Here is a 15604-nt window from a genome sequence, read left to right as displayed (position 1 = left end):
TTTCTATGCCCGAGCCGCGCGCTTGTCCAGTATCACAAGCCACTTACGGCACAATGTCGCGGATTAGCCTTGTGGATCACGCCGCGCCCAGCCTCACCAGCACCTCGGCGGGTATGGCGTAGTCGCGAATCGCGTCGTGATGGCGCCGCAAACCGCACAATTCGCGCTGGATGAAATAGGCGTAGACCGCCTGAACGGCGGCCTTCAGGCATTGCGGCCGCTCCGCCGACGAGGGGTCGCAATCGCGCAGGCGGGCGAGCGCTTTCTCGACCTTTTCGCCGGCCCGGCCGAGCGAGGAGGCCTTCTCTGCGGCGATCTCGTGGTCGAGCGGCGTGAACAGCCCCTCGCCCGTCCCGCCCGGGAGCGCGGACGCCGAATAGCGCAAGGGCGGGCGCAGGCTCAAGGCGCCCTACTCCGCAGCAAGGCTCGAGGCAAGGAAGCCGCCCGACTGGCGCTTCCACAACTGGGCGTAGAGGCCGTCGCGCGCGACGAGCTCGTCATGCGTGCCCTCCTCGACGATTCGGCCGTGATCGAGCACGACCAGCCGGTCGAGCGCGGCGATGGTCGAAAGCCGGTGCGCGACGGCGATGACGGTCTTGCCCTCCATCAGCCGGTAGAGATTGTCCTGGATCGCCGCCTCGATCTCCGAATCGAGCGCCGAGGTCGCCTCGTCGAGGATCAGGATCGGCGCGTCCTTGAGCATCATCCGCGCGATGGCGATGCGCTGGCGCTGGCCGCCGGAGAGCTTGACGCCGCGCTCGCCGACATGCGCGTCGTAGCCCTGCCTGCCCTTCGGGTCGGTGACGCCGAGGATGAAGTCGTGCGCCGCGGCGCGCTTCGCCGCCTCGACGATCTCCTCGTCGCTCGCGCCCGGCCGGCCATAGGCGATGTTGTCGCGGATCGAGCGATGCATCAGCAGCGGCTCCTGCGCGACGACGCCGTATTGGGCCCGGAGCGACGCCTGCGTCACGTCGCGGATGTCGGTGCCGTCGATCAGGATGCGCCCGCTCTCGACGTCGAACAGCCGGAGCGCCAGGTTGACCAGCGTGGTCTTGCCCGCGCCCGAGGGGCCGACCAGCGCCACCCGCTCGCCCGGCCTGACGTGAAGGTCGAGATGCTGGATGGTGCCCTCGCCCTTGCCGTAGGTGAAGGTGACGTCCTCGAATTTGAGGTCGCCCGTCACGCGCGGCAGCACGGCCGCGCCCGGCTTGTCGCGCAGCTCGGGCTGCACCGATATCGTGCCGGTCGCGTCCTGCACCGTGGCGAAGGAGCGGATCAGGCCGTTGATGTTGAACATCATGTAGCCGGACATCTGGTTGAGCCGGAAGACGAGGCCCATGGCGGCGGCGATCTCGCCGGTCGTTGCCGACCCCGCCATCCAGCCGCGGATGGCGAGCGCGAACACCGCCGCCATCATCAGGCCGTTGACGATGGCCACCGCCGAGCGCACGCGGGTGATCGCCCGCGACAGCGTCTTGACCGCGCCGAGGAACCGCTCCATCGCCTCGCGGACATAGTCGTTCTCGCGCATGCCGCTGTCGAACAGCTTCACCGCCATGATGTTGGTGAAGGCGTCGACCAGCCGCCCGTTCATGATCGAGCGTTCGTCGGCGCTCCGCCGCCCGGCGGCGCGCAGCGGCGGCAGGTAGCGCCACGCGACGAAGCCGTAGACGACGAGCCAGACCGCGAGCACGAGGCCCATGACCGGATCGAGCATGGTCAGGATCGTTCCTGCCAGGAGGAGGAAGGCGAAAAAGCTCCACATCGTCTGGAGCGAGGAGACGATGAAGTCGCCCGTCGCCTCGCCGCCCTGCAAGATCTTGGTGGCGATGCGGCCGGCGAAGTCGTTCTGGTAGAAGGTGTAGGGCTGCTCGATCACCCGGCGGAACGACTGCCAGCGCACGAGCTGGTAGAAGCTCGGCACGATCACCTGCTGCTCGACCACGGCGTTGGCGATCATGACGATGGCGCGGATGACCAGCACCAGCACGAGGAACGCGGCCAGCTCGGCCCAATGGTCAGTGAGAAGCCGCGTCGGCGAGGACTTCTCGAGCAGGTCGATCAGCCAGCCGAGCGACCAATAGAGCGCGGCGTCGACCGCGCCCGACAGGCCGCCGGCGATGAGCAGCAGCAGGAACGGCCCCTTCGCCTGACGGGCGAAATAGAGGATGAAGGCCCACGCGTCGCGCGGCAGCACCTCCCTTTCGGTGTCGGCGAAGGGCTCGATGACCTCTTCGGTCCTGCGCCAGATGCGCTCGGCGAAGCCGTCGTCCTTGCGGTCCTCGACCTCGCGTTCCTCGATCTTGCTCATTCGGCCGCGACTTCCTTTTCCCGTCCGCCCTCTTCCTCCTCGATGAGGAAGCCGCCGGACTGCCTCTGCCATAGCTGGGCATAAAGGCCGCCGCCGGCAATGAGCGCCTCGTGGGTTCCCTCCTCGATGACGCGCCCCTTGTCCATGACGACGAGGCGATCCATCGCGGCGATGGTCGAGAGGCGATGGGCGATGGCGATCACCGTCTTGCCCTCCATCAGCCGGTAGAGGTTCTCCTGGATCGCCGCCTCGACCTCCGAATCGAGCGCCGAGGTCGCCTCGTCGAGGATCAGGATCGGCGCATCCTTGAGCATCATGCGTGCGATCGCGATGCGCTGCCGCTGGCCGCCGGACAGCTTCACCCCGCGTTCGCCGACATGCGCCTGATAGCCTTTGCGGCCCTTCATGTCCTCGACTTCCATGATGAAGTCGTGCGCGGCCGCCTTCCTCGCCGCCTCGATCACCTCGGCCTCGGTCGCGCCGGGCCGGCCATAGGCGATGTTGTCGAAGATTGACCGATGCATCAGCATCGGCTCCTGGCTGACCACACCGAACTGTGCCCTGAGCGAGGCCTGCGTCACCGAACGGATGTCGCGGCCGTCCAGCAGGATGCGGCCGCCCTCGATGTCGAACAGCCGCAGTGCCAGGTTGACGATCGTCGTCTTGCCGGCGCCCGAGGGGCCGACCAGCGCCACCCGTTCCCCCGGACGGATGTGAAGGTCGAGCCCGTCGATGATGCCGCGGTCTCTGCCGTAGTGGAACGACACGTCGTCGAAACGCAGGTCGCCTTTGGCGCGCGGCATGATGTCTGCGTTGGCGGCATCTTTGATGGCAGGTTCGACCGAGATCGTACCCGTCGCGTCCTGGACTGTTGCAAAGGACCGGATGAGGCCGTTGATGTTGAACATCATGTAGCCGGACATCTGGTTGAGACGGAAAACCAGTCCCATTGCCGCTGCGATCTCGCCGGCCGTCGCCGCCCCGGTCATCCATTTCTGGATCGCCAGCAGGAAGACGGCGGCCATCATGAAGCCGTTGAGAATGGCCACGGCGGAGCGCACGCGGGTGATCGCCCGCGTCAGCGCGGTCACGGCGCCGAGAAAGCGTTCCATGCCGTCGCGCACGAAGGCATGCTCGCGCCGGCCGCTGTCGAACAGCTTCACCGCCATGATGTTGGTGAAGGCGTCGACCAGCCGCCCGTTGAGGATCGAGCGCTGGTCCGCGGTCCGCCGTCCCGCCGCCCGCAGCGGCGGCAGCAGGGTCCACGCGGCAAGCACGTAGCAGGCAAGCCACACCGCCAGGACCAGCCCCAGAACCGGATCGAGAACGATCAGGATCGTAGCGGCGAGCACCAGGAAGGTCAGGAAGCTCCACAGCGTCTGCAACGACGAGACGATAAAGTCGCCCGTCGCCTCGCCGCCCTGAAGGATCTTGGTGGCAATACGCCCGGCGAAGTCGTTCTGATAGAAGGTGTAAGGCTGTTCGATGACGCGCCGGAACGCCTGCCAGCGGACCATCTGGTAGAAATGCGGCACGATGACCTGCTGCTCGATCACGGCGTTGCCGATCATCACCGCCGCCCGCACCACCAGCACGAGCGCGAGAAACGCTGCAAGAGCCCACCAGTGCTCGGTGATCAGCGTTTCCGGCGATGCCGTGTCGAGAAGGTCGATCAGCCAGCCAAGGGACCAGTAGAGCGCGGCATCCACCGCGCCCGACAGTCCGCCGACGATCAGCAGCAGGATGAACGGACCCTTCGCCTGGCTCGCGAAGAACCAGATGAAGCGCCAGGCGTCACGCGGCAGCACGTCGCGGTCGACGTCGGCGAAGGGCTCGATCACACCCTCAGCCCGTCGCCAGAAGCGCTCCGCGATACCGGGGTCGTTGTCGCTCATTCCGCAGCCTGCTCCTCGGCAATGCCCATTGCGGGTTCCTGGCCGGCAATCTCGTCATGGATGAGGAAACCGCCGGACTGCCTCTGCCATAACTGGGCATACAGCCCACCCTTGGCAATGAGGGCGTCATGCGTCCCCTCCTCGATCACGCGGCCGCGATCCATCACGATCAGGCGATCCATCGCCGCGATCGTAGACAGCCGATGGGCGATCGCGATCACCGTCTTGCCCTCCATCAGCCTGTAGAGGTTCTCCTGAATCGCCGCCTCGACCTCGGAATCGAGCGCCGAGGTCGCCTCGTCGAGGATCAGGATCGGCGCGTCCTTGAGCATGACGCGGGCGATGGCGATGCGCTGGCGCTGGCCGCCCGACAGCTTGACGCCGCGCTCGCCGACATGCGCGTCGAGCCCCTTGCGGCCCTTGGCGTCGGAGAGGGTGGCGATGAAGTCGAGCGCCTCGGCCCGGCGCGCGGCCTCGACGATCATCTCCTCGGTGGCGTCGGGGCGGCCATAGGCGATGTTGTCGCGCACCGAGCGGTGAAGGAGCGAGGTGTCCTGCGTGACGACGCCGATCTGCGCGCGCAAGGAGTCCTGCGTGACGGTGGCGATGTCCTGCCCGTCGATCTCGACCCTGCCGCCCTCGACGTCGTAGAAGCGCAGCAGGATGTTGACCAGCGTCGACTTGCCCGCGCCCGAGCGGCCGACGACGCCGACTTTCTCGCCGGGGCGGATCGTCAGCGACAGGTCCTCGATCACGCTCTTCTTCTTGCCGTAGTGGAAGCGGACGCGGTCGAAGGCGATCTCACCGCGCTCCACCACGATCGCCTTCGCGTCGGGCCGGTCCTCGACCAACCGCGGCAGCGAGATCGAGCGGATGCCGTCCTGCACGGTGCCGATGTTCTCGAACAGGCCCGACACCTCCCACATGATCCATTGCGACATGCCCCACAGCCGCAGCACGAGGCCGAGCGCCACCGCGACCGCGCCGATCGACACCGTCTCGGTGAGCCACAGCCAGATCGAGATCGCTCCGACCGCCGCCAGGAGCAGCGAGTTCAGGAAATAGAGCGTGCCGTAAAGGCCCGTCACCAGCCGCATGGTGCGGTAGGCCGGGTCGAGGAAGCCCTCCATGCTCTCACGCGCAAAGGCGGCCTCGCGCTGGGCGTGGCTGAACAGCTTGACCGTCTGGATGTTGGTGTAGCTGTCGACGACGCGCCCGGTCATCACCGAGCGCGCGTCGGCCTGCTCCTCCGACACCTTGCCGAGGCGCGGGATGTAGGAGCGCAGGAGGACGAGATAGCAGACGAGCCAGACGCCGAGCGGCACGGCCAGCCGCCAGTCGGCCGAGCCGACGAGGATGAGCACGCCGAGGAAATAGACCACGACGTAGTTCAGCACGTCGATCAGCTTGATGACGCATTCGCGCACGGCCAGCGCCGTCTGCATCAGCTTGGTGGCGATGCGGCCGGCGAACTCGTCCTGATAGAACGTCATCGACTGCTTGAGCAGGTAGCGGTGCACCTGCCAGCGGATGCGCATCGGATAGTTGGCGAACAGCGTCTGGTGGTTGAGCAGCGAGTTGCCGAACACGATGCCCGGCAGGAAGACGAGCACGATGAACGCCATCCCCGCGAGCTTCCACCCTTCCGTCTGAAGGAAGGTCTCGCGAGACTGGGCCGAGAGCCAGTCGACGATGTTGCCGAGGAAGCCGAACATCCACACCTCGGTGATGGCGATCAGCGAGGTCGCGACGGCCGAGACGGCGATGAGCGGCCACGACCCGCGCGTATAGTGCATGCAGAACGCGACGAGGGTCTTCGGCGGCTCCACCGGCTCTTCCGGCGGGAACGGATTGAGGAAGGATTCGAACCAGCGATACATGACGGATGTCTTCTTTATGGCGGCGGCGCCCGGGTCAGGGGCGGATGGTCGGGTTTTCGCCCGTCACGGAGCGCGGAAAGGCGCGCATCCGGCGGGGCGGCATCAGTGAGGCTGCGACGGCGCGGGCAGCGGGGCAGCGCGCCTTGCGTGGCGAAATGGCGGCTTCGAAGCGGGCGGGAAGGCCCTTGATGGCGGCAGCGGTCACGGCGCGATTCCTCGAAAGGTCGGAAAGAAATCTCCGGCGGAATCGGAACCCGTGCTGTCGTGTCAGGAAAAAGGTCTAACCGAAACCGCCGTCAGGCGAAACGCCCGTCGCGCAGGCGCATGGTGGCAAAGCCGAGCCGGTGATCCATCGACGCCTCCTGAGATTCGGTTGACAAGGCGTCCTCCATAGACCGGCCGGCGACAAAACGCCATGCGTCCCGCGATCACGTTTTGTAGACGGACTTTTCCCGTTGCGTGGGCGCAACAGGATGAATATTGCGCGCTCAGTCGGCGCTCGAAAGCCGGCGCATGGTGAACTCGATCACGTCGTCGGGGCGCTCGCGCCAGCTCTCGATCTCGGTCCAGTAGGCCTGGCGCGGCCAGCGGTCGAACCATTCGCGCGCCTTGGCCCGCGCCGCCGGGCGCGGCAATGCGAAGGTCTCGCGCACGAAGCCGTCGCGATCCTTGCGGGCGCCCTCGGCGCGCGCCCTGTCGAGCGTGCGCTTCAGGCTGTCGAGCGGTGGCCTTGCGGGAACGCGCAACCGGACTCTCCGTCGTGCCTTCGGAAATCCCCCGAAACACCTTGACCCTTCCGGGCAACAGATTAGGGATCGCAGGCACGATTTGCGAGTCATTTTAGCCGCTTGCCGCCCGCCGGCGCGCGCGGCGATGGAGAAACATCGATGGAGCGTCCAGACATACCGGCCGGCCTGCCGGACGGGATCGAGGAGAAGAAGGCGACCGCGAAGGCGTGGTTCGAGGAGCTGCGCGACAGGATCTGCGACGCCTTCGAGAAGATCGAGGACGACCTGACCGGCCCGCAGTCGAGCTGGTCGCCCGGCCGCTTCGAGCGCACGCCCTGGCAGCGTGACGGGGGAGCGGGCGGCGGCGGCGTGATGTCGATGATGTATGGCCGCGTCTTCGAGAAGGTCGGCGTCCACGTCTCCACCGTCCACGGCGAGTTCTCGCCCGACTTCCGCAAGCAGATCCCCGGCGCCGAGGAGGACCCGCGCTTCTGGGCTTCCGGCATCTCGCTGATCGCCCATCCGGTGAACCCCAACGTCCCCGCCGTCCACATGAACACGCGCATGGTGGTGACGACGCGGCAGTGGTTCGGCGGCGGCGCCGACCTGACGCCGGTGCTTTCCCGCCGGCGCACGCAGGAGGACGGGGACACGCTCGCCTTCCACAAGTCGATGAAGTTCGTCTGCGACAAGCATGCGGCGATAGCCGACTACGACCGCTTCAAGGCCTGGTGCAACAACTATTTCTTCCTGCCGCACCGGGGCGAGCCGCGCGGCGTCGGCGGCATCTTCTACGACTGGCTGAAAAGCCCGCAGGAGCAGGGCGGCTGGGACGCCGATTTCCGCTTCACGCAGGATGTCGGCCGCACCTTCCTGATCGTCTACAATCACCTCGTGCGCAAGAATTTCAACGACAACTGGACCGAGGCCGACCGCGAGGAGCAGCTGATCCGGCGCGGCCGCTATGTCGAGTTCAACCTGCTCTACGACCGCGGCACGATCTTCGGGCTGAAGACCGGCGGCAACGTCGATTCGATCCTGTCCAGCATGCCGCCCGAGGTGAAATGGCCCTGATAGGGCCGGGAAACGGCAGGACTTTTCCCCCGCTTCGCCTTTTGTGACGGGCTTTTTGCAACCCGAGCGGCCGTTTCCGTGTTATGATTGACCCTCACAACAAGAAGACGCTGAAAGGAGGATCCCATGAAGGAATTCCATTGCGGTTCGCTGGTTCCCGGCTGCGCGTGGCATACGCGCCATCCCGAGGAAGCGGAAGTGATGCGCCGGGCGGTCGAGCACATGCGCGACACCCATGGCGAGACCATCATCCGCGAGACCATGGTCGAGGCCATCCGCTCGCGCATCGAGACGAAGCGCAACGCCGCCTGATCTCAGGCGTCCCCGCCAAGCGCCGCGGCGCGCGCCAGAAGCGCGTCGCGGCCGAGGCGGAAGCCACCCTCGGCCCATTCGGCTTCCAGCTTCGCCAGCAGGCTTCCCATCTTCGGGCCCTCCGGCAGGCCGAGCGCGGCGAGATCGCCACCCTTGACCGGAAACACCGGCCTTTCCCAGCCATCGAGAAAGCGCAGCAGCCGCAGATAGCCGCCGGCCTCGGCCAGCGCGCCGGAATCCTGCTCGGCCCGCTCGCGGGCTGAAGCGAGGCCGAGCCGCAGCCGGTCCTCCACCGCCTGCCGGTCGCCGGCATAGGCGATTTTCGCAAGCGCCGCCTCGCTGGTGGCGTGGGGAACCGGTGCGGTCATCGCCCAGGCCGAAAGGCGCGCGCCTTCCGCCTTCGACATTTTCAGCCGCGCGGCCATCGCCGCCATGCGCGCCGCGTCCGGCGGCACGATGGCCTCGAGCCTGAGCAGCGGATCGGGCGTCCAGCCGAGGTCACTGCCCGCCGCGACCAGCGCGTGAACCGCGTCGATGCCCCATTTTTCGCTTTCCGGCAGCACGGCGGTCAGCACGCCCGTCTGGCGCATCCATAGAAGCGCGCGCGACGGGTCGGGCGCGGCAAGCAGCTTCTTCAGCTCCGCCCACACCCGCTCGGCCGACAGGCGCGCCAGCCCCTCCTTCAGCCGCGCGCAGGCGCGCAGGCCGTCGGCGTCGGGCCGGCCCCTGCCGTACCAGGCGAAGAAGCGGAAGAAGCGCAGGATGCGCAGGTAGTCCTCGCGGATGCGCGCCTCCGGATCGCCGATGAAACGCAGCGTCGAGGTTTTCAGGTCGGCGAGGCCACCGACGAGATCGATCACCTCGCCCGCCGCCGTCGCGTAGAGCGCGTTGATGGTGAAGTCGCGCCTTGCCGAATCCGTCTCCCAGTCGCGGCCGAAGGCCACGCGGGCGCGGCGTCCGTCGGTCTCGACGTCAGTGCGCAGCGTCGTCACCTCATAGGCCGCGCCGCCGGCGATGACGGTGATCGTGCCGTGCTCCTTGCCGGTCGGCACCGTGCGGAAGCCGGCGGCCCGCGCCCGGCGCTCGGTCTCGTCGGGCAGCGTGGTGGTGGCGATGTCGATGTCGCTGACGTCAAGGCCCAGCAGCGCGTTGCGCACCGCGCCGCCGGCGATTCGTGCCTCCTCACCATTCTCGCCAAGAACATGAAGAAGATGCTGCAGATCGCTGTTATCCAGCCATTCCGCCCGCCCGACGAGGGAAACCGCGCTCACGCATAGAGCCTTTCGTAAAGCGTGCGGATGATGCCGGCCGTCACGCCCCATATGTGCCGCTCGCCGAACGGCATGGTGTAGAAATAGCGCTCCCGCTCCTGCCAGATGCGGCTGTCGCGCGTGTGGTTGCGCGGGTCCATCAGGAAGGCGAGCGGCACCTCGAAGGCGTCGTCCACCTCGTCCGGGTTGATCGACAGCCTGAAATCCGGCCGCACCACGGAAAGGATCGGCGCGATGCGGAAGCCGGAGCCGGAAACGTAGTCCGGCATGCGCCCGACCACCTCGATATAGCTCGGCGCGAGGCCGATCTCCTCCTCCGTCTCGCGCAGCGCGGCATATTCCGGCGTCGGGTCCGTGGGGTCGATCCGCCCGCCCGGAAAGGCGACCTGACCCGAATGCGAGCGCAGCTTCTCGGTGCGCTTGGTCAGGATGACGCTCGCGCCCTCGCGCCGGTCGACGACGGGGATCAGCACGGCTGCGTCGCGCAGCCCGTCGCGCACGATCAGGTCGCGCATGTCGGGGTTCAGCCGGTGGTCGCCATAGTCGGATTCGGCGAACGGTTCCCGCTCGGCTGCGGCGCGCCGGCGGAAATCCTCGGCGGTGAAGGATAGGGAGACGTCGTTCGGCATGTCAGGCACTCAATTCGCCCAGCCGGTCGGCGGGCATGATCGGGAACACGACCCCGTTGGAGCGCACCGCGAACATGCGCCGGCCTTCATGCTCGATCTCCTCGCCGAGTTCCACCAGCTCGTAGGTCACGGCGCGGTTGACCAGCGCCTCCAGCCGGCCCCGGACAAGGAGATAGGGCTTCAGCCCGCCGGTGTCGTCCTCGATGGCGAAGCGCAGCGGGTTCGACGGCCCGGCCTCGACCACGTCGCCGACATTGGTGCGGAAGGTCAGCACCCGCTCGCCGTCGCGCGCCGAGGCGTTGACCTCGACCGCGACGAAGGGCGCGTCCTCGACGCGGATGCCGACCTTCTCGACCGGGGTGACGAGATAGGTCCGGCCGTCCTCATCCTTGCGCAGCACGGTGGAGAACAGCTGCACCAGCGCCGGACGGCCGATCGGCGTGCCGAGATAGAACCAGGTGCCGTCCTGGCGGATCTCCATGTCGAGGTCGCCGCAGAACGGCGGATTCCACTTCTCGACCGGCGGCGCGCCCTTGCCGGCGCGGGCCGCGCGCGCCACCAGCGCCTCCAGCCCGGCCGCGTCCACCGCCTTCGTTGCCGCCTGTTTGCTTTTATCCGTGGTAATGTCCATCGTCACGAAATAGTCACTGTTGTTCGGCTTGTCAGCCATGCAGCGTGTTTTAAGCTCGACGCTCGCGCACCGCCAGATGCGATGCAGAGTCGCAACATGAATCCAAGGAGCGGGACGGTCATGAGCGCAATCATCCGGGAACCGGCAATCGACGAGCGGCAGATGATCGCCGAGGCGGAAAGCGCGCTCGCCGACATCGGCACCGTGCGCGAAGCGGTCGGCGAAGTCATCTTCGGCCAGGAAAGCGTAGTCGAGCGTACCCTCGTCGCCATCCTTTCCGGCGGCCACGCGCTGCTGGTCGGCGTTCCCGGCCTCGCCAAGACCAAGCTGGTCGAGACGCTGGGCGTGGTGCTCGGCCTCGACGGCCGGCGCATCCAGTTCACGCCCGACCTGATGCCCTCCGACATCATCGGCTCCGAGGTGATGGAGCAGGACGCCACCGGGCGGCGCTCCTTCCGCTTCATCCCCGGCCCGATCTTCGCCCAACTGCTGATGGCCGACGAGATCAACCGCGCCAGCCCGCGCACCCAGTCGGCGCTCCTGCAGTCGATGCAGGAATATCACGTCACCGTCGCCGGCCAGCGCCACGACCTGCCCGCGCCCTTCCACGTGCTGGCCACCCAGAACCCGCTGGAGCAGGAGGGCACCTACCCGCTGCCCGAGGCCCAGCTCGACCGCTTCTTGATGCAGATCGACGTGCTCTATCCCGAGATGGAGGCCGAGCGGCGCATCCTGCTCGAAACCACCGGCATCGGCGAGGCGAAGGCCCGCAACGTGCTCTCGGCCGAACGGCTGAAGCAGATCCAGCTTCTCGTGCGCCGCATGCCGGTGCCGGAGAGCGTGGTCGAGGCGATCCTCGCGCTGGTGCGCTCCGCCCGCCCCGGACAGGGCGGCAAGGAGGCCGAGCGCCACATCTCATGGGGGCCCGGCCCCCGCGCCGGCCAGTCGCTGATGCTGTGCGCCCGCGCCCGCGCGCTCTATGACGGGCGGCTCGCCCCTTCCGTCGACGACGTGCGCGCGCTGGCCGAGCCGGTGCTGCAGCACCGCATGGCGCTGACCTTCGCCGCCCGCGCCGAGGGCGTCAGCGTGCGCGACGTCATCGCCCAGCTCGTGAAAGCGGCCGGCTGATGGCGCGCTTCGGCGAGGCGACCGAAGCTGTCTCCCCGCGCAACGCCATTGCGCGGGCGCGGTTGCGCGCCTCGCTGATCCCCGACCTTCTGGTCGAGGCGCGGCGCATCACCAACACGGTCATCGCCGGCTGGCACGGCCGGCGCCGGCGCGGCGTCGGCGAGAATTTCTGGCAGTTCCGCCCCTATGTCGAGGGCGAGACCATGGCGCGGATCGACTGGCGGCGCTCGGCCCGCGACGACCAGACCTATGTCCGCGACCTCGAATGGGAGGCCGCCCACACCGTCTGGCTCTGGGCCGATCCCTCGCCGTCGATGCTCTACAAATCCGAGCTCGGCAACGTCTCCAAGGAATCGCGCGCGCTGGTGCTGGTGCTGGCGCTGGCCGAGCTCCTGTCGCGCAGCGGCGAGCGGATCGCCTGGCCGGGACTGACCGACCCGTTCAGCTCCCGCAACGGGGCCGAGCGGCTGGCGGCGCGGCTCGGCCACGAGGCGCGCTTCGACCCGCGCCCCGGCCTCGCCCCTGTCACGCGCTACAGCGACATCGTCATCGCCAGCGATTTCCTCGACCCGGTCGAGGAAACCATCGCCTGGCTCGACCCGCTGGCCGGGCGCGGCGTGCGCGCCCATCTGATCGAGGTGTCGGACCCGGCCGAGGAGACCTTTCCCTATTCCGGCCGCACAGAGTTCGAGGACCCCGAGACCGGCCAGAAGCTGACCGCCGGCCGCGCCGAGACGCTTTCCGAGGATTATCGCCGGCTCTACGGCGCGCGCCGCGATGAGCTCGCCGCGTGGTGCGGCCGCCTCGGCTGGAGCTATACGGTCAGCCGCACCGACCGCCTCGCCTCCGAAACGCTCATCAAGGTCCACATGACGATGACCGCCGATGTCGGAAGGGGGCGCGGACGATGATCCCCCTCTCCTTCGGCTTTCCGGCCATCCTGTTCGGGCTTCTGGCGCTGCCGGTCATCTGGTGGCTACTGCGCCTGACGCCGCCGCGGCCGCGCGAGGAGATCTTTCCGCCGCTGCGCATCCTCGCCCGCATCGTCCGGCAGGAAGAAACCCCGCGCAAGAGCCCGTGGTGGCTGACCCTGTTGCGGCTCGTGATGGCCGCGCTCGTCATCATGGCGCTGGCCGAGCCGGTGCTGAACCCGCGCGAGGCCACGCCGACCCAAGGCGCGGCGCTCGCGCTCGTCGTCGACAATGGCTGGGCAAGCGCGCCCGACTGGGACCGGCGCGTCGCCACCGCCGGCCGGCTGATCGCCGATGCCGCCGACAAGCCGATCCTCCTCGCCTTCACCGCCGAAATGCCTAATGCCGAGATCGGCCCGTTCGACGCCACCGAGGCGCAAAGGCGGCTCGCCGCCGCCGCGCCGCGCCCGGTGCCGCCCGACCGGCCGGCGATCTTCGCCCGCGTCAGCGAGGCGATGCGCTCGATGCCGGAAACCACGGTCGCCTTCCTGTCCGACGGGCTCGCCGCCGAGGGCGACGAGGACGCGTTCGCCGCGCTGCTTTCCGGCAATGCCGCCGGCCTCGTCTGGGCCGAGCCCGACAGGCTTTCCGCCATCGGCGTCCGCGACAGCCGCAACCTGACCGACGGCTTCTCCTTCACCGCGATCCGGCCGCAGACCGACACCGCCGTGCGACAGGTCGTCGCCGCCGCCTTCGACGATCGCGGCCGGCGCATCGCCGAGACCACGCTTGCCTTCGAGGCCGGCGAGAGCGAGACCGAAGGCGTCTTCGCCATACCGTTCGAGCTGCGCAACGATTTCGCCTGGCTCGACATCGCCGGCGAGGACCATGCCGCCGCCACGCGCCTGCTCGACGAGAACGCCCGCCGCCGCCGCGTCGGGCTGATCTCGCAGGCCGAGGCCGGCAGCGGCAGCGCCCAGCCGCTGCTGTCGCCGCTCTACTACATCCGCCGTGCGCTCGAGCCGTTCTCGGACCTGATCGAGCCGGCCAGCGCCGACCTTGCCGAGGCGATCCCGCAGATCCTCGAGCAGAAGCCGGCGATGCTCGTGCTGGCCGATGTCGGCACCTTGCCGCAGGGCGCGCGTGAAAAACTGATCGAATGGCTGGAGGACGGCGGCACGCTGGTGCGCTTCGCCGGCCCGCGCCTCGCCGCCGCCGGCAATGACGAGGAGCTGCTTCCCGTGCGCCTGCGCCTCGGCGAGCGGGCCATGGGCGGCGCGCTGTCGTGGACGGAGCCGCAGGCAGTCAGCGAGTTTCCGCCGGCCGGTCCCTTCGCCGACCTGCCGTCGCCGGCCGAGGTGACGGTGTCGCGGCAGGTGCTGGCCGAGCCGACCGCCGACATCGTCGAGCGCACCTGGGCGGCGCTCGCTGACGGCACGCCGCTGGTGACGGGCGCGCCGCGCGGCGACGGCACGCTGGTCCTGTTCCACATCGCGCCGGAAGCGACGTGGTCCAGCCTGCCGATCTCCGGCAGCTTCGTCGAGATGCTGCGCCGGCTGACCCAGCTTTCCAGCAACCAGGGCCGCATCGACGCGGCCAACGCCGGAAACGCCCCCGCCCTTCCGCCTTACCGCATGGTCGCCGCCGACGGCACGCTGACCGCCCCCGGCCCCGACGCGCGCCCGCTCGCCACCGGCACGCCCGCCCCGGTGACGCTGGAGAACCCGCCCGGCTTCTACGGCAGCGAGGAAGGCATGGTCGCCCACAACCTCCTTGCGCCCGACGCCGTGCTCGCGCCGCTTGCGCGGCCGCAGACCGGCCTTCCCGTCACCCGCGCGACCTACGCCTTCGACGAGGCCGTGGACATGAAGGGGCCGCTCCTCGCCGCCGCGCTTCTGCTGATGGCGCTCGACACGCTCGCCATGCTGTGGATGGGCGGCGCGTTCTCCCGCCGCCGGCGCCAGCCGGGCCAGCCCCGCGCGGCCGCTGGCGCGGCGGTCGTCCTCCTCGCCGGCGGTATCGCGCTCGCCGCCTTCGCCGCTCCGGCGCTGGCGCAGGACGATGCGGCGCAGGATACGGCAGTCGACGACGAGAAGGCCATCGCCGCGATCAGCACCACCCGCATCGCCTATGTGCTGACCGGCGACGCGGCCGTCGATTCGCTCAGCCGCTCCGGCCTGCAAGGCCTGTCGCGCTTCCTCGCCGACAAGACCGCGCTGGAGCCCGGCGCGCCGGCCGGCATCGACATCGAGCGCGACGAGCTCGCCTTCTACCCGCTGATCTACTGGCCGGTGGACGCCGAGGCGCCGATGCCGTCGGAAGCCGCCCTCGCCCGCGTCGACGCCTATATGCGCAACGGCGGCACGGTGCTGTTCGACACCCGCGACCGCTACGCACCCGGCCTCGACGGCGCGGCCAGCCCCTCGACCCAGCGCCTGCGCGACATGCTGGCCAACATCAACGTGCCGCCGCTGGAGCCGATCCCCGCCGACCACGTGCTGACCAAGACCTTCTTCATCATGCCGGAATTTCCCGGCCGCTATGCCGGCGGGCCGCTCTGGGTCGAGGCCTCGCTCGACGCCGAGAACGTCGAGAACCGCCCGGTGCGCACCGGAGACGGCGTGACGCCGATCATGATCACCGCCAACGACTTCGCCGGCGCCTGGGCGATCGATTCCTCGGGCAACCCGCTGCTGCCGACCGTCCCCGCCGACCCGATGCAGCGCGCCTACGCCTTCCGCGCCGGGGTCAACATCATGATGTACGTGCTGACCGGCAACTACAAATCCGATCAGGTGCATGTGCCGATCCTGCTCGAGCGGCTGGGGCAGTAG

The 15604-nt window shown here is 68.6% G+C and carries 14 protein-coding genes; 5 read left to right on the top strand and 9 right to left on the bottom strand.

Features of this window, described 5'->3' with window-relative positions:
- Positions 1–76: 76 nt before the first annotated feature.
- From M9945_RS17170 to M9945_RS17145, 6 genes are all read right to left on the bottom strand, one after another.
- Positions 77–385 (bottom strand): DUF6665 family protein, encoded by a 309-nt coding sequence (locus M9945_RS17170; protein ID WP_367945608.1) that lies wholly within the window; start codon positions 383–385, stop codon positions 77–79.
- Between the two features lie 24 nt (positions 386–409).
- Entirely contained in the window at positions 410–2311 is a 1902-nt protein-coding gene (locus tag M9945_RS17165) for an ABC transporter ATP-binding protein (RefSeq protein ID WP_367945552.1), read from the bottom strand.
- Positions 2308–4206 (bottom strand): ABC transporter ATP-binding protein, encoded by a 1899-nt coding sequence (locus M9945_RS17160; RefSeq protein WP_367945551.1) that lies wholly within the window; start codon positions 4204–4206, stop codon positions 2308–2310. Before M9945_RS17160 ends, M9945_RS17165 begins: the two co-directional genes overlap by 4 nt.
- Entirely contained in the window at positions 4203–6086 is a 1884-nt protein-coding gene (locus tag M9945_RS17155) for an ABC transporter ATP-binding protein (protein WP_367945550.1), read from the bottom strand. The genes M9945_RS17160 and M9945_RS17155 overlap by 4 nt, the downstream gene beginning before the upstream one ends.
- Before the next feature lie 34 nt (positions 6087–6120).
- Complete coding sequence (locus tag M9945_RS17150) at positions 6121–6291, bottom strand: hypothetical protein (protein ID WP_367945549.1); 171 nt, start codon at positions 6289–6291, stop codon at positions 6121–6123.
- A gap of 283 nt (positions 6292–6574) precedes the next feature.
- Complete coding sequence (locus M9945_RS17145) at positions 6575–6832, bottom strand: hypothetical protein (protein ID WP_367945548.1); 258 nt, start codon at positions 6830–6832, stop codon at positions 6575–6577.
- Positions 6833–6973: 141 nt separating this feature from the next.
- Between M9945_RS17145 and hemF the strand changes: the two genes are divergently transcribed.
- The gene (hemF, locus tag M9945_RS17140) at positions 6974–7888 is read left to right on the top strand and encodes an oxygen-dependent coproporphyrinogen oxidase (protein WP_367945547.1); all 915 of its coding nucleotides are present in this window, start codon (positions 6974–6976) and stop codon (positions 7886–7888) included.
- 126 nt (positions 7889–8014) lie between these two features.
- Entirely contained in the window at positions 8015–8200 is a 186-nt protein-coding gene (locus tag M9945_RS17135) for a DUF1059 domain-containing protein (RefSeq protein ID WP_367945546.1), read from the top strand.
- A 2-nt stretch (positions 8201–8202) separates the two neighbouring features.
- On the opposite strand, the gene M9945_RS17130 is transcribed toward M9945_RS17135, so the two are convergent.
- The 3 genes from M9945_RS17130 to M9945_RS17120 are packed head-to-tail and all read right to left on the bottom strand — an operon-like array spanning position 8203 to position 10731.
- Positions 8203–9471 (bottom strand): CCA tRNA nucleotidyltransferase, encoded by a 1269-nt coding sequence (locus M9945_RS17130; RefSeq protein ID WP_367945545.1) that lies wholly within the window; start codon positions 9469–9471, stop codon positions 8203–8205.
- Positions 9468–10100: a CoA pyrophosphatase gene (locus M9945_RS17125; RefSeq protein ID WP_367945607.1), complete on the bottom strand. Its 633-nt coding sequence runs from the start codon at positions 10098–10100 to the stop codon at positions 9468–9470. Before M9945_RS17125 ends, M9945_RS17130 begins: the two co-directional genes overlap by 4 nt.
- Position 10101: 1 nt before the next feature.
- Entirely contained in the window at positions 10102–10731 is a 630-nt protein-coding gene (locus M9945_RS17120; RefSeq protein ID WP_367945606.1) for a DUF1285 domain-containing protein, read from the bottom strand.
- Between the two features lie 120 nt (positions 10732–10851).
- Between M9945_RS17120 and M9945_RS17115 the strand changes: the two genes are divergently transcribed.
- From M9945_RS17115 to M9945_RS17105, 3 genes are read left to right on the top strand one after another with little or no spacing between them, the layout of a single operon-like run.
- Positions 10852–11859, top strand: coding sequence for an AAA family ATPase (locus M9945_RS17115; protein WP_367945544.1), 1008 nt, complete (start codon positions 10852–10854; stop codon positions 11857–11859).
- Positions 11859–12770, top strand: coding sequence for a DUF58 domain-containing protein (locus M9945_RS17110; protein ID WP_367945543.1), 912 nt, complete (start codon positions 11859–11861; stop codon positions 12768–12770). The genes M9945_RS17115 and M9945_RS17110 overlap by 1 nt, the downstream gene beginning before the upstream one ends.
- Positions 12767–15604 carry a DUF4159 domain-containing protein gene (locus M9945_RS17105; protein WP_367945542.1) on the top strand — a complete coding sequence of 946 codons (2838 nt, stop codon included), beginning with the start codon at positions 12767–12769 and terminating at the stop codon, positions 15602–15604. The genes M9945_RS17110 and M9945_RS17105 overlap by 4 nt, the downstream gene beginning before the upstream one ends.

This window comes from Aquamicrobium sp. (genome assembly GCF_023954335.1).
In the GTDB taxonomy this organism is placed as follows: Bacteria; Pseudomonadota; Alphaproteobacteria; order Rhizobiales; family Rhizobiaceae; genus Aerobium.
The sequence above is the reverse complement of the archived record's forward strand: the minus strand, read 5'-3'. Positions and strand labels throughout refer to the sequence as shown.

Coding starts and splice junctions, on each gene's coding strand:
- M9945_RS17155 (WP_367945550.1), bottom strand. CDS start 6,086: ATGTATCGCTGGTTCGAATCCTTCCTCAATCCGTTCCCGCCGGAAGAG.
- M9945_RS17105 (WP_367945542.1), top strand. CDS start 12,767: ATGATCCCCCTCTCCTTCGGCTTTCCGGCCATCCTGTTCGGGCTTCTG.
- M9945_RS17165 (WP_367945552.1), bottom strand. CDS start 2,311: ATGAGCAAGATCGAGGAACGCGAGGTCGAGGACCGCAAGGACGACGGC.
- M9945_RS17110 (WP_367945543.1), top strand. CDS start 11,859: ATGGCGCGCTTCGGCGAGGCGACCGAAGCTGTCTCCCCGCGCAACGCC.
- hemF (WP_367945547.1), top strand. CDS start 6,974: ATGGAGCGTCCAGACATACCGGCCGGCCTGCCGGACGGGATCGAGGAG.
- M9945_RS17160 (WP_367945551.1), bottom strand. CDS start 4,206: ATGAGCGACAACGACCCCGGTATCGCGGAGCGCTTCTGGCGACGGGCT.
- M9945_RS17120 (WP_367945606.1), bottom strand. CDS start 10,731: ATGGACATTACCACGGATAAAAGCAAACAGGCGGCAACGAAGGCGGTG.
- M9945_RS17135 (WP_367945546.1), top strand. CDS start 8,015: ATGAAGGAATTCCATTGCGGTTCGCTGGTTCCCGGCTGCGCGTGGCAT.
- M9945_RS17115 (WP_367945544.1), top strand. CDS start 10,852: ATGAGCGCAATCATCCGGGAACCGGCAATCGACGAGCGGCAGATGATC.
- M9945_RS17125 (WP_367945607.1), bottom strand. CDS start 10,100: ATGCCGAACGACGTCTCCCTATCCTTCACCGCCGAGGATTTCCGCCGG.